Annotated in this window: 15 protein-coding genes and 2 pseudogenes; 5 read left to right on the top strand and 12 right to left on the bottom strand. The window is 60.3% G+C overall.

Going from position 1 to position 20408, the window contains the following annotated elements:
• Positions 1-4 precede the first annotated feature (4 nt).
• The gene (locus tag ACCD02_RS04800) at positions 5-1591 is read right to left on the bottom strand and encodes a RimK family protein (RefSeq protein WP_413298938.1); all 1587 of its coding nucleotides are present in this window, start codon (positions 1589-1591) and stop codon (positions 5-7) included.
• A 93-nt stretch (positions 1592-1684) separates the two neighbouring features.
• On the opposite strand from ACCD02_RS04800, the gene ACCD02_RS04795 reads away from it, so the two are divergent.
• Positions 1685-2788 (top strand): peptidase C39 family protein, encoded by a 1104-nt coding sequence (locus ACCD02_RS04795; protein ID WP_413298936.1) that lies wholly within the window; start codon positions 1685-1687, stop codon positions 2786-2788.
• Positions 2789-2883: 95 nt separating this feature from the next.
• Here the strand turns inward: ACCD02_RS04795 and ACCD02_RS04790 are convergent, their stop codons facing one another.
• Positions 2884-3180, bottom strand: coding sequence for a hypothetical protein (locus tag ACCD02_RS04790; protein ID WP_413298934.1), 297 nt, complete (start codon positions 3178-3180; stop codon positions 2884-2886).
• A gap of 441 nt (positions 3181-3621) precedes the next feature.
• On the opposite strand from ACCD02_RS04790, the gene ACCD02_RS04785 reads away from it, so the two are divergent.
• Positions 3622-3756 carry a hypothetical protein gene (locus ACCD02_RS04785; protein WP_413298932.1) on the top strand — a complete coding sequence of 45 codons (135 nt, stop codon included), beginning with the start codon at positions 3622-3624 and terminating at the stop codon, positions 3754-3756.
• Here the strand turns inward: ACCD02_RS04785 and ACCD02_RS04780 are convergent.
• Positions 3746-4939 (bottom strand): acetate/propionate family kinase, encoded by a 1194-nt coding sequence (locus ACCD02_RS04780; RefSeq protein WP_413298930.1) that lies wholly within the window; start codon positions 4937-4939, stop codon positions 3746-3748. The two genes, ACCD02_RS04785 and ACCD02_RS04780, sit on opposite strands and share 11 nt — an antisense overlap.
• A gap of 266 nt (positions 4940-5205) precedes the next feature.
• Between ACCD02_RS04780 and ACCD02_RS04775 the strand changes: the two genes are divergently transcribed.
• Positions 5206-5391: a hypothetical protein gene (locus ACCD02_RS04775; RefSeq protein ID WP_413298928.1), complete on the top strand. Its 186-nt coding sequence runs from the start codon at positions 5206-5208 to the stop codon at positions 5389-5391.
• Here ACCD02_RS04775 and ACCD02_RS04770 read toward each other — a convergent pair.
• Positions 5369-5663 (bottom strand): annotated as a pseudogene (locus ACCD02_RS04770) (PAAR-like protein). The gene ACCD02_RS04775 and the pseudogene ACCD02_RS04770 overlap by 23 nt on opposite strands.
• Positions 5664-5770: 107 nt before the next feature.
• Positions 5771-6961, bottom strand: a complete 1191-nt coding sequence (locus ACCD02_RS04765) for an MFS transporter (protein WP_413298926.1) — start codon at positions 6959-6961, stop codon at positions 5771-5773.
• Positions 6962-7318: 357 nt separating this feature from the next.
• Between ACCD02_RS04765 and ACCD02_RS04760 the strand changes: the two genes are divergently transcribed.
• Positions 7319-7768 carry a VOC family protein gene (locus ACCD02_RS04760; RefSeq protein ID WP_413298923.1) on the top strand — a complete coding sequence of 150 codons (450 nt, stop codon included), beginning with the start codon at positions 7319-7321 and terminating at the stop codon, positions 7766-7768.
• A gap of 331 nt (positions 7769-8099) precedes the next feature.
• Here the strand turns inward: ACCD02_RS04760 and ACCD02_RS04755 are convergent, their stop codons facing one another.
• The 7 genes from ACCD02_RS04755 to ACCD02_RS04725 all read right to left on the bottom strand — a co-directional run bounded on the left by ACCD02_RS04755 (position 8100) and on the right by ACCD02_RS04725 (position 19353).
• Positions 8100-8957: a hypothetical protein gene (locus tag ACCD02_RS04755; protein WP_413298921.1), complete on the bottom strand. Its 858-nt coding sequence runs from the start codon at positions 8955-8957 to the stop codon at positions 8100-8102.
• Positions 8951-10909 carry an NfrA family protein gene (locus ACCD02_RS04750; RefSeq protein WP_413298919.1) on the bottom strand — a complete coding sequence of 653 codons (1959 nt, stop codon included), beginning with the start codon at positions 10907-10909 and terminating at the stop codon, positions 8951-8953. The genes ACCD02_RS04755 and ACCD02_RS04750 overlap by 7 nt, the downstream gene beginning before the upstream one ends.
• Complete coding sequence (locus ACCD02_RS04745; protein WP_413298917.1) at positions 10906-13023, bottom strand: glycosyl transferase family protein; 2118 nt, start codon at positions 13021-13023, stop codon at positions 10906-10908. The genes ACCD02_RS04750 and ACCD02_RS04745 overlap by 4 nt, the downstream gene beginning before the upstream one ends.
• 12 nt (positions 13024-13035) lie before the next feature.
• Entirely contained in the window at positions 13036-15252 is a 2217-nt protein-coding gene (locus ACCD02_RS04740) for a hypothetical protein (protein ID WP_413298915.1), read from the bottom strand.
• Positions 15253-15409: 157 nt separating this feature from the next.
• Positions 15410-16639, bottom strand: a complete 1230-nt coding sequence (wecB, locus tag ACCD02_RS04735; protein ID WP_413298913.1) for a non-hydrolyzing UDP-N-acetylglucosamine 2-epimerase — start codon at positions 16637-16639, stop codon at positions 15410-15412.
• Between the two features lie 619 nt (positions 16640-17258).
• Positions 17259-18287, bottom strand: a complete 1029-nt coding sequence (locus ACCD02_RS04730) for an ABC transporter substrate-binding protein (RefSeq protein WP_413298911.1) — start codon at positions 18285-18287, stop codon at positions 17259-17261.
• 316 nt (positions 18288-18603) lie between these two features.
• On the bottom strand, positions 18604-19353 hold the full coding sequence (locus tag ACCD02_RS04725) for an SDR family oxidoreductase (protein WP_413298909.1): 750 nt from the start codon (positions 19351-19353) through the stop codon (positions 18604-18606).
• A 432-nt stretch (positions 19354-19785) separates the two neighbouring features.
• Here ACCD02_RS04725 and ACCD02_RS04720 point away from each other — a divergent pair.
• A pseudogene (locus ACCD02_RS04720) lies at positions 19786-20372 on the top strand (histidine phosphatase family protein).
• Positions 20373-20408 lie beyond the last annotated feature (36 nt).

The following is a 20408-nucleotide window of genomic DNA, read 5'->3' as shown; positions in this document are numbered from 1 at the left end:
CGCCTCACCATGCCTGGCCGAGGCGCTTGATCTCCAGGCGGCGGACAAACTCTTCGAGCACCAGGCTGTAGAGGTCGTCCTTCAGATAAGCGTCCTCGATACCGGCATCAAGGTTGGGATTGTCGTTGACCTCGATGACCACCACCTTGTCCCCGGACTGCTTGAGGTCGACCCCATACAGGCCATTGCCGATCAGATTGGCGGTACGCAGGGCCAGCTCTACCACCGCGCGCGGTGCCTCGTGGACGGCCATGGTCCGGCATTCACCGTTGATCTCACCGCCCTTGGCCTTGTGGTTATAGATTTGCCAATGGCCCTTTGACATGAAGTACTGGCAGGCAAAGATCGGCTTGCGATTGAGAATGCCGATGCGCCAGTCGTACTCGGTGTAGAAAAACTCCTGGGCCAGCAACAACACCGAGTGTTCGAACAGTTGTGCCGTTGCCTCGAGCATTTCGGCGCGGTCTTGTACCTTGATCACCCCTCGGGAAAAACAGCCGTCGGGAATCTTCAATACCAGGGGAAAGCCCAGTCGCTCGGCCACCCGGTCCAGGTCGTCGGGGCGATCCTTGTAGAGGATTTCGGTGCTGGGCATGCCCAGTCCCTGACTTTTGAGCAGGTCGGTCAGGTAGACCTTGTTGGTGCAGCGCAGGATCGACGCCGGATCGTCCATGACCACCAACCCTTCGCTCTCGGCTTTCTTGGCGAAGCGATAGGTGTGGTTGTCGACGCTGGTGGTCTCGCGAATCAGCAGCGCGTCGTATTCGGCCAAACGAGCGTAGTCTTTCTTCTCGATCAATTCGACATCGATGCCAAGGCCCTGGCCGACCCGGATAAAGTTGGCCAGCGCCTTGGCGTTGGAGGGCGGCAGCTGTTCCTGCGGGTCGTGCAGGATCGCCAGGTCATAGCGGGCCATGCGTCGCGAGCGCGGCTGGCGCCAGATTTTGCGGCTGAAACCGTCCAGAGCCAGGGCAAACTCGTCCTGTTGGTCATCGCGCAGGCGGGGCAGCGCGCCAGCCTTGATCCCGGTGATGTGCCAGTTGCCGCGCTTGCGGAATTCCACCAGCAGGATAGGACAGGGAAAGGCTTCAAACAGCTGGCGGGCCAGATCCTTGAGGGGCGCCAGAGTGGTCTGGCCGAAGTACAGACTGAGGGTAAAGGCTTCGGTGTCGTTATAAGGGTGATCGAGCAGGGTGTGTTCGAGCAACTTGTCCAGGTCATCCAGGGCCAGGCCGTACAGTGATTTACGGGTCAGCTCGCTAATGGTCTTGACGGAGGGCAAGGCATGATGGCCGCGTGCTTCGGCCAATAATGAACAGTAGTAACCATGGCCCAGATATTTATAACTGCGGCACAGATTGATGACCTGGACGCGCTTGCCACCGTTGTCGGGCTGGGGTTTTTCCAGGTAGTCCTGGGCGCTGATCAGGTCTTCGCTGGGGAAGTAGGAGGCCCAATCCTCAAGGCGTTCAACGATGATCAGCAGTTGGCTCTGGCTGTTGCCCGCCCGGCCTGGCGGAATGCTTTTCGTGATTGCCGAACGGGAAAGTTGCGTCGATACTTCATTCATCTTCACCGGCACCGCGGACATAAGTAGTCGATCCATTGGGGAACAAGTCTTTTCTATTAAGCATGTGCTTTTGGAAATGTCCCGTTTCGTTACTTAACTTTTACGGCGGTGCCCATGAACTTTATATACCGCGATGCGACCGTGCTGGATGTCGATGCATTGATGCAACTGGAGAATCAGTGTTTCGCCACAGACCGGCTCTCGGCGCGCAACTTCCACTGGATGATCAGTCGTGCCAATGCCTGTTTGATCGTCGCTGAAGGTGGCGGGCAACTGTGCGGCTATGCCCTGGTGCTGTTCCATCGCGGCACGTCACTGGGGCGCCTTTATTCCCTGGCGATTGCCGATTCGGCCCGGGGTCATGGCCTGGGCAAGCACCTGCTGAGCATGGCCGAAGCCCAGGCACTCGAGCGTGATTGCGCCTACCTGCGTCTGGAAGTGCGCCCCGATAACCCGACGGCTATCGGCCTGTACGAGCGCATGGGCTATCGACGCTTCGCCGAGGTCGAGGATTATTATCAGGACCACGCTCCGGCGTTGCGTTACGAGAAGCGCATTCTGCAGCACCAGGACGGCCAGGTCCGTCAGGTGCCGTATTACCAGCAGACCCTGGATTTCACCTGCGGCCCGGCGTGCCTGCTGATGGCGATGAAAGCCTTGCAACCGGATCGTGCCATGGAGCGCCGCGAAGAACTGCAACTGTGGCGTGAGGCGACCACGGTGTTCATGACCTCCGGCCACGGCGGCTGTAGCCCCCAAGGGCTGGCGCTGGCGGCGGCGCGACGGGGCTTTGCGGTGAGCCTGCTGGTATCGGTGCCGGGGCCGCTGTTTCTTGGTGGCGTGCGCGATGAGCACAAGAAGCAGGTGATGCGCCTGGTGCATGAAGAGTTCGAGCGTGAGTTGCAGGCCAGCGATGTGCGCCAGTTGCGCAACCAACCGCTTAATCTGCCGCGCTTGCTGGCCGAGGGCGGCAGGCCGCTGGTATTGATCAGCAGCTATCGCCTGACCCGCTCCAAGGCACCACATTGGGTGATGGTCACCGATTGCGATCAGGACTTTGTTTATCTGCATGACCCGGATATCGATCACAGCCAGCATCGGCAGGCACTGGACTGCCAGCACCTGCCGGTGAGTCATACCGATTTCAATCGCATGAGTTGTTTTGGCGCGGACAAGTTGCGGGCGGCAGTGATTATTTATGCTGGATCAGGGAGTTAGTGTGGGACCGGCTTTAGCTGGGAAGGGGCGGTATATCCGCGAAATAACTGCGTTCAATGGAGCGGCTTTCCCGGCTAAAGCCGGTCCCACAATGTTTACTGGATGGCTTCAACCCCACGCCACAGCCGCTCTTCAATCGCCCGGTTCACATCGCAGGTTTCCTGCATCAGCATATGCGCCGTACCCGCCAGGGCGACGAGGTCGTGTTCGTCGGCGCCGGTGCATTTGAGGTTGGCCAGGGTGTCGAGGAATTGGGTAACCAGGTTGACGCGAAGCACGGTGCAGGCGTGCATGTCCTTGAGTGGGGCCTGGGTATCGAGCATCAGCACGGGGCTGTCGAGGCCGGGGTGGGAGAGGGGGGTATAGCGTCCTTGTAGGTCATGAGCAGTCATCAAAAAGCCTCTACGTCTGAATGGGTGCCGCTGCATCGTCGTCAAACCAATGGGTGGCGGCTACATATGGATTGACGACCGGGACGCAGAACCGGTAGATCCGAGGATCTTCCATACGCAGCCGCCATAGCACTGTTGAGCGATCAAAAGTGTTTTAGCTGAGGCGTAAAGCTGTGCGTCGGATCGTCAAATCCGATCGTTACCGGAGCAACGAAGGCGCGCAGATTAGAGCCTTGGCAGGACGCGAAGGCGGTATTTATATCTAGCTTCTGGTTTATTTGAAGGGCGCGATTATTACCGGATATTCCGTGCCTCAGCGGTGCTTGCGTATAGAGTCCGTATCAACCGGGGCCCACGCGTAAAGATCCCGTAGAGTCGATTGCGCCGCGAACGCGGGAAGTGGATTACTACCGGGGTCGTCTTCCTTTACAGGGCTTTCCCATGAACAACTCAACCCTTGGCATGCTGATCCTGGCGTTTATCGCGGTGTTTGGTGCGATCAGTTTTTTCTGTGAGTTCTTCCGCGCCCGCCCGGACAATTCAGCAGGTGCTGCCGAGGAGCGCGTCAATCGGTAAGGGTTTGCGCCGTCAATGCACACACCCATTCCTCATTGGTCGGTTCGATCACCACCTTGATCCGGCTGGCCGCACTGGAAATCACCGAAGCATGGGCCAGATTGGCCGCTTCATCCAGTTCGACCCCCAGGTATGCCAGCCCCTGACACAGGCGCGCACGGATGGCGGCGTTGTGCTCGCCGATGCCGGCGGTAAACACCAGCATGTCCAGCCCGCCCAGGGCCGCCACCAGTGCACCGGCTTCATGCAGGAAGCGCCGCTGATACAACGCCAGGGCCATGGCGGCGCGGGGTTGCGCGGTTTCGCACTCAAGCAGCACCCGCGGATCTGCAGAGATCCCGGAAACGCCGAGCAGGCCGGACTCGTGATAGAGCATGTGACTGACCTGCTCCAGGCTCAGCTTGCCGATTTCCATCAGGTAGATGACTGCGCCAGGGTCCAGGGCGCCGCTGCGGGTACCCATCATCAGGCCGTCCAGGGCCGAAAAGCCCATGGTGGTGACGGCGCTGCGCAGTCCACGCATGCCGCACAGGCTGGCGCCGCTGCCCAGGTGGGCGACCAGCGTGCGGCCCATGGCCTGGGCGCCGTAGCGTTCCGCCAGGGTCAACGACTGATATTGGTAAGACAGACCGTGGAAGCCGTAGCGGCGCAGGCCGCTTTCCCAGGCAGACCAGGGCAGGGGCAGGATTTTCTCGACGTCGGGCAGCGTCTGGTGAAAGGCGGTGTCGAAACACACGACCTGGGGCAAGTCCGGACGGCTGTTGAGCAGCGTTTCGATGGCGTCCAGGGCGAACGGCTGGTGCAACGGCGCCAGGGGAATGTAGCTTTTCAGGTCGGCCAGCACGGCAGCATCGATCAGTACCGGTTGGTTGTACTTGACCCCGCCATGCACCACGCGGTGGGCGATGGCCCGTATCGCCCGGCCGTCAAGCTTGACCCGTATCCGCTGGCGAATGTGATCCATGGCTGCGTGATAGGGCTTACCGGAGTCCAGAGCCAACTGACAGGGCCCGCCGCCACCTTCGCTGATGGTCGGGTTCGGCCCGGTAATGCCCTCGACCTTGCCCGACCACCGGGGCTTGCGCGGCAGCGGACCGGATCCGGCATCGAACACGGCGAATTTGATGCTCGATGAACCGGCGTTGAAAACCACGATCACTTCACCATCGGGGTGTTTGTTCATGACCATGATTCCTCAAGTCCTTTGATGGGATGCCGCCAAGTTTCTGCCACTGCGCAACCCGCTGCAGGATTCGGCTTGCTGGCGATGGCGTCAGGTCAGCCAATGACGATAGCGCCTGTGATACCGGTGACGCCAGCAAATCGGCTCCTTGGGCTCCATTCCAAATCAGAAACAGGTGACGACCTGTCAAATCATAGCGTTGTCTTACGGCATCAGGCCCAGCACATGATCACCATGTAGACCGACAGGCTCAAGCCCGGACGCTGTTGCAGATCGATGAGTCTGCATGGGGCGGCGGCACCCTGGCTTCCCGCGAACATTATCGGCTGGGTCAGTCGCACGGGACATTCCAGCGTTTTCATGGCAACGGCAAGCTTGCAGCGACGATGGACTACGGCCATGGCAAGCTGTTGGAACAAAGCCGTTCATTCACCCTGGATACGCGATCTTGATCACCCCGGCCACGTGCACATCAGGATGCTGTTGGCGTCCAGCCACGGCATCGGCCCGAGCAGCATGGTCGGGGCACACCCGGGATCCATGGGGGGCCAGACTCTGGCACATGCCCAATGGCAGGACATGACCAACGCAATAGGGGACATAAGGTTAGCCGCCGGCATGCTCAACACCGACGGACGATTGACCGGCAACACATTGAGCATAGACGGCGCCACGGCGAAACTGCATGCAGGGTGGCGCCGGAACAGACTTGCGGACATCCCAGGACGAGCCCTGTTGAAGCCTTCGAGGAGGCTGAAGTCTAGATTATCTGACAGAAAATTCTGACACGATTGTTGAGGTGATGCCCCCGCAGACTCGCGTTATAGCTATCTAGATAGCGAGCTCTCGATGAACCCTGGCCAGGTTCAGCAGCATCACCAACCCCAGGCTGGCCGCCAGCCCGCCAACCAGAAACACCACGGCATAACCAAAGTGATCGGCCAGCAGGCCGGTCACCGGGCCAGTGAGGCCATAGGCCAGGTCCTGGAAGGCAGCAAAACCGCCCATGGCCGTACCCCGCAGGTGCGGCGGTATGCGTCGTACCACTTCCACACCCATGGCCGGGAAAATCATCGAACAGCCAAGCCCTGTGAGGAACGCGCCAACCAATGCCGGCTCGGGACTGCTGGCGCTCCACAGCAGGTATTGACCTGTTGCTTCAATCGCCATAGATACCAACGCCACCGGAATACCACCGACCCGGTCCGGCCAATGGCCGAACAGTATGCGCATGAGCACAAAGGCCACGCCGAAACAGCTCAGCCCGAGCCCCGCGTGGGACCAGCCCTGATGCAGGAACAGCAGCGGAATAAAGGCCCCGATGGCCGCGAAGCCGACCCCTTGCAGGCATACCACCATGCCGGGCTGCCAGATCTTCCCGATGATGCGCCAGAACGATGGGCGCTCGCCGCTGGCCGGTATCACTGCGGCCAGGGGCTGTACCATGGCCAGACCGAGTATCGGTACCAGGGCGCAGGCTGCCATGACCCCGACCACGCCGGTTTGCTCGAACAGATAGAGCCCTAATGGACCGCCTGCGGCAAAAGCACCGTACATGCCCATGCCGACCAGTGCGATGACGCGCCCTGAGCGTTGCGGGCCCATGATGCCAAAGCCCCAGGCCAGTAACCCGACCAGCGCCATGCTCTCACCCAGACCGAGCAACAGGCGACCGACAATCAGTACGGCGTAGGCCAGCAGCGGTGACAGCCCCTCCCAGCCACTGAGCAGGCAGATAAGCCCGGCCACTACATAGACCCACAGACCCCGCACCAGGCAGTGCTTGCCCCCGTGGCGATCGGACAGACGCCCCGCCAGGCTGCGGGTGAGGATGGTCGAGACAAAGGTGATGCCCACGGCCAGCCCGGCGAGGGCGTTGCCCAGGTCGAGTTGCCTGCTGACATACAGCGACGTCACCGGCAGAGACATCGCGACGCACAGATAAGAAAGGAACAGCGCCAGGGTCATCCAGATGACCAGATACAGGTCGGGGTCCGAGCGTCGGGAAAAGAAGGTTTTCAAACCAGTACTCCTTGGCAGCCACGGCTGCGCCACCCACCCGGATAGGCAGGTTATTGAAACGAAGGGTTGGAGGCGTTCAGGTGGTCGCGCGAGTCGCTGAATGACCGGGCCAGTATGAAAGGCTCGGGCAGGCACGGGTATTCGCATTCATTGATACGACATCTACTGTAGGAGCGGCTTCAGCCGCGAGGGTGCTCGTCCGGCTAAAGCCGATCTTGCAGGAGAGCGATACTCGCATTTTGACGCTCCCGGACAGGCGTCACGGCAGCCTTGGGCAGAAGCACCTATACCCAATAGGTGACCGTGCCCGCGCGATTGCCCATGCGCAAGCGGTCACGCCTAGAGGAGATTTCCATCATGACAGTCAAACCCACTCTCGAAGGACGACCCCGAATTACCGCTTACCTGGGTCTGAAGAACGCCAGTGAGGCCATCAAGTTCTACACGGAAGTTTTTGGCGCTAATCAGAAATTTCGCCTCGATACGCCTGAGGGCAAGGTCGGCCACGCCGAGCTGCGAATCGAAGACTCGGCGCTGATGCTGGCCGATATCTGTAGCGAATCGCCCTTTGGCAAGTCACAGGACGGTCTGATTGCCTTGCATCTGTATGTCGATGACGTCGACGCGTGTTTCAAACTCGCCATCAAGAGAGGAGCACGTCAGATCAACGCAGTTAAAGACCAGTTCTACGGTGATCGTAGCGGTACTCTACGTGATCCTTTCGGCGTTATCTGGTTCGTGGCGACCCATAAGGAGGACCTGACACCCGATGACATCCGCGAGCGCGCGGCGAAGATATTCAACTGAGTGAGGACGGTGTTTAGGGGAGGCTATGGCGAAAGGCTTACAGGGACTTGCGAAAACCTCCCCTATACACCGTCTGAGCAGAAGCCTAAATTGGATCCATCAGCTGAAGCACAGGAGTGCTTCGGAGAACACGGACGCTCTACCATGGCTTGGATTGCTGCCGACAGGATGTTGGGATGGACTTGATAACAGACCCGCTTCGGCGGGTTTTTTATTGCCTGCCATTTGATTAGCGCGTCCTGAATCGTGGAAGCGGGGCGTGCCGGCATATCCGTCAAATTTCTGCACCGTAATCGCGGGCAAGCTGCGCTCCTACAGATAGTCCGCCTGGCTATTTGAGCAACCCTTCCACCAACTCCGGCGTCAGGTAATGTGGCCCGTCGAACAGGTACAGCGGGTAGCCGCTATAGGCATCGATCTGCGGCTTGAGCTCGGCGACTGTCGCTGAACGAAACCCGCCACCGACCTTGGGGCGGAACGCTTCGACGATGATTTTCACCCGGTTTGGCCCAAGTTTTTTCCGCAATGCATCGGCATATTGCCGGGCCACCGGAGCGGTACGTGTATAAACGCCAACCCCGTCCTGAAAGAATACGCCGATATCGTCCGGCAGCCAGCTCTTGAGCCAGTTGGCGGTGGCGGCAGGGCCGATATTGCCGCCGTCGTAGACACTGATCCACAGCGGCCGCGGCAATTTGGCCAACAGGGCGGGCAATTCCCTGGCGCGGCTCCAGCTCGGATCGACTTCGGCCGGGAAGTACCAGCCAGTGACATTGAGCGGCGTCTTGACCTTGGCCATGCGCTCGGACAGCACCGCGAGTTCCTCGATATTGTCCCGGGAACGGTTTTCGCTGAAGAAACCGGCCAGGCCGAGTATCACGTTCTGCGCCCAGGGTTCCTTGCCGATGCGCGACCAGTCCGGCAGCACCGGTACTTCGGGCAGGCCGGAGCCGGGCACGAAGGCCTGGCCATCCACTGCCGTCCATTGCACCAGCAGGTCGTGCACGCCCAGCTTTTGCCAATCGCCCCGTATGCCTACGGTCTGGTTATCCGGCTGCCAGACGATACCCACCAGGGCCGGGGCGGGTTTTGACGGCAGGAGGGCGTCGGCGGCAATCGCCAATGCGCCGACCAGGAAGGCTGCGAGGCCGGTCTGCGCCAGTCGGGATTTGCGCAGCATATTCACCATGAGTAGGTCAGCCGGGCAAACACGCCCTCGGCCTGGTCATCGCCATACACCTTGGCCCGATACTGCACAGAGAAATCGACATAGGACTGCGGCGCCTTATGTGGAGTCTCACGGAACCAGTAGCGAACGCCAATGCCAACACCCGCGCCACCGGCATTGCCGGACGAGGTCTTGTTGCGGCCAAAGGCATCGTTTGTGCTGTGCATCTGTGAATCGTAGTCGGCGGCCAGCACCACATGGGGGAACAACACCAGGCGCGGGCTGACGCGATCCATGCGGATGCTGCGGCCCAGTTGCCATTCGCTGTTGAAGTAGTTGCGCTTGTCCTTCAGATAACGACCGCCCTCGACATACAGGTTGGACGTCCACCAGCTGGGTACATCGACCCGCAGGTCGGTGCCGATGCTCGAGCCGTAGCCCAGGCGCACCAGCCAGTCGCCGTTGGCGTTGGAGCCGGCCAGGGGAAAGGTGCGCTCGAAGGCGGCCATCAGGTTGTATTCGCTCAATGGTTTCACACGCACACCCACCGCACCCTGCAGGGCGTCCAGGCCCTTGTCGTTACCGCTTTCCTTGTTCCACAGGGTATCGGTGACGCGGCCATACAGCTCGACGAAGCGCGCGTTGTTGTAACCGGTCGGGCGCCAGAACACTTCGGTGCTGTTCTGCACGCTGTCATTGCTGCTGCGCGGCGCACCACTGAGGCCGCTGGTACTGCTGGCGCCGCGATAGGTGGTGGTGTTGGTCAAGCCCCATTCCCGGGACAGATCGGACACCGCGCGACGGGTGTCGAATACCTGCTGATCGGGCATGTGCAGGTCGCCGGTCTGTTGATAGTCGATCACCCGCTTGAAATAGGCGATGGCCTGGGCGTCATCGCCGACGCGCATGGCGCTGTAGGCGGCGTCCTGGACTTCCTTGGGCTTGAGCTGGTTCTGCCGGTCCAGGCGCTTGAATTCACGCAGGGCCCCGCGATCATCCCCGGCCTGGGCGAGGAAGTAGGCAATCTGCACCTCGTCACCTTGTTTCAGCTCGCCATTGGCCCGGGCTTTTTGCAGGCGCAGCAGGGCTTCTTGCGGCTGGCCGAGGGCGGCATACAGGGACGCCTGCTCACGCAGGGGCAGGTTACCCACGGCCAGAGCCTGGGCGTAGTCCTGGCGGGCGCCGTCCTGATCGCCGAGGCGCTGACGCACCTGTCCGCGCTGGGCCAGCAGCACCGCATCGTTGCCCTTGAGGGCCAGGGCCTCGGTGGCGGCGGAACGGGCAGCCGAATATTGCCCCTGGGCGATCAGGGCGCTGACCAGCAGGCGCCGATAGGCGATCTCTGCGGGGAAGCGGCGCACCACATCCCGAGCGAAACTGACGGCGCTGTCGTTGTCGCCACGGGCCAGGGCGGCGTAGCCCTCGGCGGCGTTATTGACCGCCATCTGTTCGTGGATCGCTTGCAGGCGGTGGTCCAGTTGCGGCGACGGGCCGAGTTCCTGGACGGCTTCATTGATCGCGACCTGGGCGTCGTCGAGACGTTGCTGACGCTGCAAGGCTTCGATCAGCATCATGCGGTAATCGGCGTTGTGGGGCGCCTGAGCGATGGCCTTGCGGGCGAACTGCGCGGCGCGATTGTAATCGCCGCTGGCGTAAGCTTTGAGCGAGCGGTTACCGTCCAGATAGCCGGGCTTGGGAGGGGCATCGGGATAACGTTCCGGATGATCGCGACGGAGCTTGTCGCGCTCGGCCAGCAGGATCAGTTTGCGCAGGTCCTGCACGTCATCGCGCTGACGTAGGGCTTCCTTGGCCTTGGCAATTGCCAGGTCATAGTCCTTGTGGTTGTAAGCTTCATAAGCCTGGTTGGCGATGGCATAGGCCGGACCACTTAGGGGCAAGGGCAGGATTTCTGCCTGGGCCAGCAGCGGCAGCAGGCTCAGGCCGGCAGTCAGGGACAGCAAGGGGAGCTTCATTGGGAGCGCTCCTGAGGCGTAATAGAGGAATGACGATGCTGCCCGGCCACGGCCTGTTCGATGGTGGCGCGGGACAGCACGCCGGTATCGACCAGGTAGTCGCCGATACGCCCGTGCATCTGCGGGCGGTAATGGCGAATGGCGCGGTTGAAGGTCTCGCGGTCCAGCAGGCCCTGCTCGATCAGCAGATCGCCCAGCAGGGGCGTGGAGGTCGGCAGCGGCTGACCGGCAACGGTATCCAGTTGGCGCAACCGGGCGAGGATTTCGCTTTCCCGGGCGATCAATTGCACAGGCTCAGCGCCCAGTTGTTCGCTGATCTGCGCCAGGCCATCCTCTGGCAAGGGGCTGGCCACGGCGATCTGCGGGCGGCCGTCGCGAGTGTCGGGCAGGGGGACGGTGCGCCAGCGCAGGCAGAACTCATCGTCCAGCCGCGACGACGTCGGCACCTTGCCGGCCAGGTCGAAGACCCGGGGCAGGTCGCTCTGAAAGGCGATGGCTTCGGCCAGGGTCTCGTCATCGAGCCAGCCGTGGCTGAGCAGAATCTGCCCCAGGGGTATCTGTCGGGTCTGTTGTTCAGTCAGGGCGCTCTGCAGGTTCTCGTCGTTGATCGCCTGCCAGGACAACAGTACGCCCCCCAGTTTGCGCGGCGCCTGGGCCACCAGATCGGTGGACGGGAAGTCGTGCATGGTCTTGTCCCAGACCAGCTTGCGGTTGAGCAGCTTGCCCACCAGGAACATGCGCCAGGCCCTGGCGGCGGCCATGAAGTTGACGAAGTTGCCCACCACCATCCGGGGAATCGACAGTAGACCGTGCTGCCAGCCGTAGAGCACTGTAGTGAAGTAATACCGGTGAGCGATGCGCCAGAGCAGGGCAATGCCATTGGCCAGCAGCAGATACTGGATCAGACCATTGGTTTCGAAAGGCGTGGGGAAACTGGTGTTCCACAGTCCGCTGCTGCGTAGCACTATGAGCGCCAGCAATTGCACGAGAATCAGATAGGCAATGATGCTGACAAAAGAGGTCACCACCCCTTTGCGATCACGAAACAACAAGTAGCGGTTGGCAAACGAACCGGTCCAGCCCACCTGTTCCCAGCCTTGCAGGCCGATGCCCAGCGTCCAGCGGGCTTTCTGGCGGAAAGCGGTGCGGAAGGTGTCGGGGAAAAATTCCCGCACGCACAGGGGCATTTCCAGGGTTGATTCATACTGCGGCCGGAACCAGGATTTGCGCAGCACGCGATACTGTACGGGGTAGCGCACGAAAATCGAACTCATGCCATAGCGATACAGACGCGCGCCGACGTCATAGTCCTCGGTCAGGCTGTCAGTGTTGAATGGCTGGTTGTGAGTCTCGTCGGCAAGCACTTGCAGAGCGCGCCGGGAGAAGCAGGTTCCCACTCCAGCCGACGGCACGCTGTCGGTCATGCTTTCGCGCACAACCAGGTCCTTGCCGTGCCATTCGGCGAACTCATCCATGTAGGTCCCGGCGACCCATTCGTACCAGTTGCGTTCCAGCGACACCACCGGCAACTGGATCATGTCCTTGCGCGGCAACAGGTAGTTGAACAGGCGCAGTTCCAACGGGTGCAGGACGTCTTCGCTGTCATGCAGTACGACACCGGCAAAGCTCACACCGTGGGTCTGTTCATGGAGGAAGATCGCCTGGATCACCCAATTCAGGCAGTCGGCCTTGCAGGTCGGCCCTGCGTGGGGCACTTCCACCCGGTGTAACTGCTTGTAGCGGCGACGCATGCGCTCGACTTCGTCGATGGTGCGCTGGTCGTTGATATAGGTGCCGACGAAGACCACGTACTGCTGGTAGTCCAGGGTCGAGACCATGTTCTCGATCATCGGCGCGATGACGTCGTACTCCAGCCAGGCCGGCAGCATGATTGCCAGCGGCTGCTGGTCCCGGGCAAGCAGCTGTTCCACGGTCAGGGGCCGGAACTTGCGTTCAGCGGTGAACCTGCGGTACAGGCGGCGGGACCAGTACCACAGGTCGATGATCAGGTCGTCCAGACTCGACACCAGAATGATCGCGCCCACGATCACCGTGGCGATTTCCAGGGCACTGTAGTAATGGGCCAGCCAGTAGGGCCAATAAAGCGACGTCATCTACAGTCTCCGTTACTGGCGCTTGCGGCGGGCAACACGGCCGGCAGCAATCAGCAGGAGAACGACGATAACCACCCCGGGAATCAGCCACAGCCACGACGGTCGGCGCCAGGCATCGAGGCCCTTGTCTTCATCGTCATCGATCAACTGGCTGCCGTTGGGGTCCTTGCTATCAAAGGTGCTCAAGGCACCATTGTCGCCAAGGATGCTCACGTTGCCGCGCTCAAGCAGTACCGGCCGGGCAAAGTCCGGAGGTTGGCCGCCAAGGGTGCGGTAGCTCAGGCCATGCTGGCCGCCGGACTCGACCACTTGCAGGGCGGCGAGGTGATTGAGGGTCTTGAGGTCGAGCAAGGTCTGTTTCTGCTGATGGATCAGCAGGTGTCCGTTGGCATCGACCTGCACAGCCTCATCGCTGCCCTTGACCGGCAGTTCAAAGGCAAGGAAGGCCTGATTCGGGCTGACTGCAGCCTGGCTGTCGGCAATGACCGTCAGTTGCGCACGCAATGGCGCGACACCACCGGCACTGGCGATGCGGATCACTTGCGGCAGGCTGTTGACGGGGTGATCAAGGTAGCTCTGTGGCACCAGCAACTGGCTGGTCACGGCGAAACGCGCGGCGATGCCGGAGAAATCGTCGCCCTGGGCGGTCTTGTCGAGGATCACATGACTGGTGGGCAGGACCGAGACCGGGAAGGGCTGCGGTGTTTCCCGGCATTGGTCGCTGACCGGCTGACGCTGGAACGACACGCGCAGGGTGTTCTGCGAGGCCAGGGCGTAGCGCGGAATGCGCGCTTCGATGCGTTGTTTCTGGCCGTCAGCCTGTAGCTGGCTGGCGCCGATCAGATAGTCATTGAAGAACAGCGTGGCCACCGGGGGCGTGCCGGCCACTCCTGGCGAAGCGCTGACGTCGATGACCGCCTTGACCGGCACGCGTCCATCATAGGCGACGCTGCCCAAGGGGAACGAGGTGCTCCAGTCGGTCTTGGCCAGCACATCCACGGCGCCGGTTTTGCCACCCAGGCGGCTGAGGGCAACGCGGCCATCCTTGCTCAGTTCGCCGGCCGACACTTCGCCCAGGGTCAGCTGACGATTGCGTGCCAGTTTGTTCCAGGCCGAACCGAACAGATCGATGGCCTGGGTCGCAGCCTCGGGCTTGATCAGTAGCAGCGGGTGAGCGCCGAGCATGGCCAGGCGCAGGTTATCGGCGCCGGGGTTGTTCAGCGCAGCATTGAGGTGACGCTCACGCCAGCGGCCAAGAGCGTCGCCAGCGGCGGGGTCAAGGCGCTGTACCTGTGCGCTCAGAGCGTCAAGGGCGTCGCTGACCGCCTTGAGCAGCTGTGGATCGCTGACCGCCAGATCGGCGTTCAGGGACGGCAGCTGGCCGAGCATCAACAGGGCGCCGATCTGGGCCGGATCGTTCAAGGTAAACAGGCCCTTGCCATTGAGGCTGGCGAAGGCCGGGATAGGTTTGAGTTCGTCGGGAACGTGCAGTCCGCTGAGATCTATGCTGTCGTGCAACGACGGGAAGGCCAGGATCCGCGCCTGCTTGCCGATGCGTTCCAGAGCCACGCCCAGGCGCCAGGCGGCGTCATAGCTGGCGCTGCTGAGGGTGCCTGGCGCGACCAGAATACCGGGTTTGCCGGGCAGGGCGTTCCAGGCAGCACCGACATCGTGCAACTGATCGGCGTCATAGCTGTAGCTCAGGCGGGTGTGTGGGTCGATGCGCAGCACATTGCCAATGGCGCGATCGTCTTCGCAGTGGACTCGCGCCACCACCGATGACCAGGCAATCCCCAGGCGCACCGAGCCGCTATCCCGTGCAGACTTGTCGACGCCGATGGCAAAACCGATATTGCCCTCACCATCGTTGAGGCCCATGGCGCGTACGGGGTAGCCATCCAGGGACAGCAGCAGGGTGTTCTGGCCCGCCTGGCCATTAAGGTAACTGCCCTCGAAATTCAGGCTGGCATCGGTCAGCGGCACATCGGCCGGCACCGGCAGATACAGCTCGCGGCGTGCATCGCTGGCATTGAGGATGATGGGCCGGTCGATACCCAGGTCCTTGAGTTCGATGACTCGCTGTTGCCGAGTGTCGACGTTTATGCGGTTGATCGCCTGACTCAACGGGGTTTCGGCGGCCAGAGCAAAGGACGGAGCAAGGGCCAGCAGACCCATGGTGCAGGCAAGCGTGTTCCACGCGGCCGTATTGACGGTAACGGAAGACTTCATTCAGGCAGATCTCGGCTAAAACGGAATGTGTTGGCGCAGAAGGGGCGCTCGCAGGAGCGAGGCTTGGCCGCGAAGGCGATCGTTCGGATCACGATATTGGCTCGGACGTACCGACCTTTTTGCGGGTAAGCCTCGTTCCTGCGATCAAATATGATTGCTAATGGACACGTACCGAGCGCAGCGGCGTGGGCTGGTACAGCGCCTCATTGACCTCAATGAGCGGAGCGGTCGGGGTAACGACGAATTCCTCCACCGGCCGGCCCATCAGCACGTCGACTATCCGTCCGCAGGCCTGGCCATCGCCGTAGGGGTTGCTCGATTGCGAAGCGCTTTGCCACAGCAGTTCATCGTCGAACAGCATGCTCACGCCCTGCACGATGGATTCAGGGTGAGTGCCGACCAGGCGCACGGTCCCGGCTTCCACAGCCTCAGGCCGCTCGGTAACGTCACGCATGACCAGCACCGGCTTGCCCAGGGATGGCGCTTCTTCCTGCACGCCACCGGAGTCGGTGAGCACCACGTGGGCGCGTTGCATCAGGCGTACGAATGACAGGTAATCCAGGGGCTCGATCAGGTGTACGTTGGGCAGGCCGCCCAGATGCTCATTCACCGGCCCTTGAACATTGGGATTCAAATGCACCGGGTAGACGATCTGGATGTCATCGCGTCGCGACAGCGTGCGCAGGGCCTGGCAGATATCCTGGAAACCGTCGCCGAAATTTTCCCGACGATGGCCGGTCACCAAGAGCATCTTGCGTTCGGGCAGCAGGAAGCTGAACTGCCGATCCAGGGCTGCGCGCAGCTGGCGGTTCTGTTCGATACGCCTGGCCGTCATCTGCAAGGCATCGATTACCGTATTGCCGGTGACGAAGGACTTGCCCTGCAGGCGCTCGCCCAACACATTGCGCCTCGCCTGAGCAGTAGGGGTGAACAAATGATCGGCGATCAGATCGATGCTGCGCCGGTTCAACTCTTCCGGCCACGGCTGATGGATATCGCCGGTACGCAGCCCCGCCTCGATATGGCCGATGGGAATGCGTCGATGGAAGGCGGACATGGCCGCGACCATGGCAGTCGTGGTGTCGCCATGGACCAGTACGCGGTCCGGCTGCATCTCTTCAAGTACCGGATCGATAGCCGAATACAGGGCGGCGGTGAGGGTATTGAGGGTCTGCCCAGGGGTCATCACCCCAAGCACGTAGTCAGCCTTGAGATCGAAGGTCTGCAGCACCTGTTGCAGCATGCTCTGATGCTGACCGGTAACGCAGATACGCGAGTCGATGCCAGGTTCTGCTTCAAGAGCCTTGACCAGCGGAGCCATCTTGATGGCTTCCGGCCGGGTGCCGAAAATCGAAAGAACTTTCAATCTGGATTGTGCACGAGCCATTGAATCCTCCCACGCATTTTCATGCGCTGCACAGCAGTGTTCTTGAACCGAAATGGACTCAAGTCACTAGCAGGTAATTATGGTTAGGTGCATTTAGCGAAACAAAAGTTCGACAGTCACTTCATGTGCAATGCGAAATCCTTGTAACCGTAGCGGGAAGGATTAATAGCAAATAAAAAAGAACTCTGCAAAACGGTTTTTTCGTTTTTTTTGCCAACTTCTGTGTGTTGATAAAGTGCGTGAAACTTTCAGCGGGAGAGAAGGTCAATCATAGTTTTGCTGTTGGTTTGAAGTGCGCGGGTATATTGCTGAAACGATTGCGGAGGGGCGTGGCGCGGAAGAGTTCAAAGTATTTTTGCAGTTTTTTGCATGTTGTTGAAAGAGGGCATGGTTTAGCAGGCTGATGATCACTGCATGAGCGGATAATAGTCCCGTTTTATCGGGCAGGGAATGGTAGCGATGTAATATTTGTGAAAGCAGCGGAAGTTTGAAGTGTGCAGCCGGTTACAAGACGGAATAGGGTGTTGAACTTGTGGGAGTGATAAGTGTCGCCAGCGAAAGTTGAATGGAGTGCCACTGAATAGTATAAATAGTGGCACTTTGCCTTGGGTTGTGGCAATCAACTGCCTTGTAGTGGCTTTACGTCCTTGAAGAAGTAATCCTGCCATGACGCCGGCTTGTTCTTGATCGCGCCGACCCGGTACATGAACTCGGCCAGAGGATAGGTGTTTTTAGGCGTGATGGTGAAGTCAAAGTCGGGGTTCTCGATGATCTTCAATAGTGCAGCACGATCAATCTTGGCCTTGGTCACGCGGATATAGGTATCGGCGGCGGCGCCTTTGTCCCTGCGGATAAAGTCCTCTGCTTCAGCCAGGGCTTCGATGAACGCGTGGTAGGTCTTGGGGTTGTCGTTACGGAATTTCTCCGTGGCGAACAGGACGGTCGGCGAGTTCGGGCCAAGCAGCTCATAGGTGTTAAGCACCACATGCACTCCGGGCGCCTGGATTTCCTGCTCCTGGAACGGCGGGTTGGAGAAGTGGCCGGTCAGCTCGGTGCCCCCCGCGATAATACTGCCAGCCGCATCCGGATGGGGCAGGCTCACGGTGTACTTGTCCAGGCGCGCGTACTCGGCATCGCCCCAGAGCTTGGCCGAGGCATATTGCAGGTAGCGCGACTGCACGGACACACCGACGGCTGGCACGGCAATACGGTCCTTCTCGGTAAAGTCAGCAATGGTCTTGACCTTGGGATTATTGCTCACCAGGTAATAGGGGAAGTTGCCCAGGGACGCGACCGCCTTGACGTTCTGTTTGCCCCTGGTGCGATCCCAGATGGTCAGCAACGGGCCGACCCCGGCCCCGGCAATATCCACCGAGCCGGCCAGCAGCGCATCGTTGACGGCCGAGCCGCCCGACAGCTGTGTCCAGTCGACCTTGATCTCCACGCCGTCCTGCTTGCCGTGCTTCTCGATCAGCTGTTGATCTCGGACCACATTGAGCAGCAGATAGACAATGCCGAACTGTTCGGCGATGCGAAGTTGCCCTTCAGCCTGGGCTGCACTTGGCATGGCCAGGGTCCCGGTCAGCAGCGAGGCGGAAAGGCTCAGGGTCGTGGCCAGGCGGGAAAGTCGAGGGATGGGTTTTGGCATGATCGGCTCCGTGTGCGTGAGATTGAGTTCCGCTATTCGGTAGACGATATAGGTATAAATATTTTTATTTAAATAACGATATTGAATATCGATATGGCGGGGACAGCAAAGCGTGTGGGAGCGAATTCATTCGCGAAGAGGCCCATACATCCGACTCATGTGTATCGCCTTGAATACCGCTTTCGCGAATGAATTCGCTCCCACAGGGGGTCAATGATTAAGGGGGCGCCAGGTCCGTCGCCGACGCTATTGCGAATGCTGCGCACTCGATCGCCAGTAGCCAGCCCACAAAAAATCAAACCTTCCTGGCGTAAAATCAGATATTCGCGACCCCGCCATCCACCAGCAGCTCCGTACCCACCACAAAGGTCGACTCATCCGACGCCAGAAACACCGCTGCCTTGGCCAGTTCCCAGGGCGTGCCCAGGCGACCCAGTGGTACCAGTTGACCAATGGTGGTGCGCAACGCCTGTTCTTCTGCAGGCGCAAGGCCGAGTTTGCCGAGGGCTGCGGTTTCGGTCGGGCCCGGGCTCAGGCCATTGACCCGGATGCCACGACTGATCAATTCGCCGGAGAGGGTGCGGGCCAAGGACAGCAAGCCTGCCTTGCTTGCGGCATAAGCGCTGCTCTGGGCCAGGCCGATTCGTGCGCTGACCGAGCCGCAGAGGATCACCGACGAGGGATTGGCCAGCAAAGGCAGCAGGGCCTGGATGAGGAAGAACGGGCCCTTGAGATTGGTCTGCAACAACCGGTCCCAGGTCGCTTCGTCCCAGTCTTCCAGCGAGCGATGGGTGACATCCCCGGCATTGGCGAACAGCACATCCAGACGCGGCCAGTGCCGGGTGAGCTGGTCGGCAACGTCGCGTTGCCCGGCGATATCACCGGCGTCGCTGTTCAGCAGCAACACCGATTGCCCCAGTTCTCGGCCGGCGTCTTGTAAGGCCTGCTCGTTGCGCCCGGTAATGGCGACCGTTGCGCCTTCGGCGAGAAACTGCCTGGCGGTTTCCAGGCCGATCCCCGAAGTGCCGCCTGTAATCAGTGTGTATTTGTCCTTGAGCCGTGACATGGCTATGCCTCCTTTTTAAGGCAGCATGGCGCGCGCGGCCTGCTGCCACTGTTCGTACAGTGTCTAGCGCAGGGCCAGACCCTGCGCATTGAGCACCTGGGCGACCCGCTCGCGGCCGTGCAGCGATTCCTGACCCTTGAGGCGCTGTAGCTCCTGTTTGCTTCAGGGCGGCGAGTTCAGTTGCTGTTTGCGGCTAAGTTAAGGATTGGTAACGCAAAAATATAGCCATAGGGAAGTGTTGTAAAAGCACTTGTGAATATAAGCTAATAATATTTTATATTATTATAATTCAAATATTTATGTGAATTTTGCATTTAATGTTGAGGCTATCTGTACTCTGCGCGAGCACTTGATGCTGTAAATACGTCGCACGGTCCGGTCTTTTCGTGAGCAAGCTCGCTCCCACATATAGCCTTCAGGGAGATTAATGACATGGATCTGTATGTCGTCCGCCACGGCCAAACCTGGGCCAATATCGAAAGCCGTTATCTGGGGGCCCTTGATCCTGAGCTTACCGAGCTGGGCTGTCAGCAGGCCCAGGCGCTGACCTTACATCTACCTGCCAATGTTCAGGTGCTGTCACATCACCGTTATTGCGGGCCCGACAGACCGCGGACTTCCTGAATCAGCATCACGAGCTGCCGATCCGCATCATGGACGCCTTTCGCGAGCGTCATGTCGGCGTGTTCGAAGGGCTGACTCGGGCAGAGGCCAGGGCCAGGCATCCTGGCTTGTGGGCGCAGGACATTACCCGCCAGTGGGATATAGGCCCTGATGGCGGTGAGTCGATCAAAGACGTGTTCATCCGCGTGCACCAAGGCCTGCAAATCCTGCTTGATGCCTATGGCGAAAAAGTTGTGGTGCTTATCGCTCACGGCTTCGTGGCCAAGACCGTAAGGGCCCTTGTCCGAGGTGATTGCTCCGATTTCTACAGCTGGCAACTGGGTAACGGAGAGGTTTTGATGTTGGAGAGTCTGCGGTTGACTGGGCAAGCCGATGAGCTGAAGCCATCTTTGTAAGATATCCCCTCGCCGCGCTTTGGTAGGAGCCAACTT

This window comes from Pseudomonas sp. Pseusp88, assembly GCF_047303955.1.
Taxonomy (GTDB): Bacteria; Pseudomonadota; Gammaproteobacteria; order Pseudomonadales; family Pseudomonadaceae; genus Aquipseudomonas.
This window is presented reverse-complemented; position numbering and strand designations above follow the sequence as displayed.

What these genes read in the sequence shown, in the direction of transcription:
- ACCD02_RS04730 (WP_413298911.1), bottom strand. Translation starts at nt 18,287, where the DNA reads ATGCCAAAACCCATCCCTCGACTTTCCCGCCTGGCCACGACCCTGAGC.
- wecB (WP_413298913.1), bottom strand. Translation starts at nt 16,639, where the DNA reads ATGGCTCGTGCACAATCCAGATTGAAAGTTCTTTCGATTTTCGGCACC.
- ACCD02_RS04760 (WP_413298923.1), top strand. Translation starts at nt 7,319, where the DNA reads ATGACAGTCAAACCCACTCTCGAAGGACGACCCCGAATTACCGCTTAC.
- ACCD02_RS04745 (WP_413298917.1), bottom strand. Translation starts at nt 13,023, where the DNA reads ATGACGTCGCTTTATTGGCCCTACTGGCTGGCCCATTACTACAGTGCC.
- ACCD02_RS04780 (WP_413298930.1), bottom strand. Translation starts at nt 4,939, where the DNA reads ATGAACAAACACCCCGATGGTGAAGTGATCGTGGTTTTCAACGCCGGT.
- ACCD02_RS04785 (WP_413298932.1), top strand. Translation starts at nt 3,622, where the DNA reads ATGAACAACTCAACCCTTGGCATGCTGATCCTGGCGTTTATCGCGGTG.
- ACCD02_RS04725 (WP_413298909.1), bottom strand. Translation starts at nt 19,353, where the DNA reads ATGTCACGGCTCAAGGACAAATACACACTGATTACAGGCGGCACTTCG.
- ACCD02_RS04750 (WP_413298919.1), bottom strand. Translation starts at nt 10,909, where the DNA reads ATGAAGCTCCCCTTGCTGTCCCTGACTGCCGGCCTGAGCCTGCTGCCG.
- ACCD02_RS04755 (WP_413298921.1), bottom strand. Translation starts at nt 8,957, where the DNA reads ATGGTGAATATGCTGCGCAAATCCCGACTGGCGCAGACCGGCCTCGCA.
- ACCD02_RS04795 (WP_413298936.1), top strand. Translation starts at nt 1,685, where the DNA reads ATGAACTTTATATACCGCGATGCGACCGTGCTGGATGTCGATGCATTG.
- ACCD02_RS04790 (WP_413298934.1), bottom strand. Translation starts at nt 3,180, where the DNA reads ATGACTGCTCATGACCTACAAGGACGCTATACCCCCCTCTCCCACCCC.
- ACCD02_RS04800 (WP_413298938.1), bottom strand. Translation starts at nt 1,591, where the DNA reads ATGTCCGCGGTGCCGGTGAAGATGAATGAAGTATCGACGCAACTTTCC.
- ACCD02_RS04740 (WP_413298915.1), bottom strand. Translation starts at nt 15,252, where the DNA reads ATGAAGTCTTCCGTTACCGTCAATACGGCCGCGTGGAACACGCTTGCC.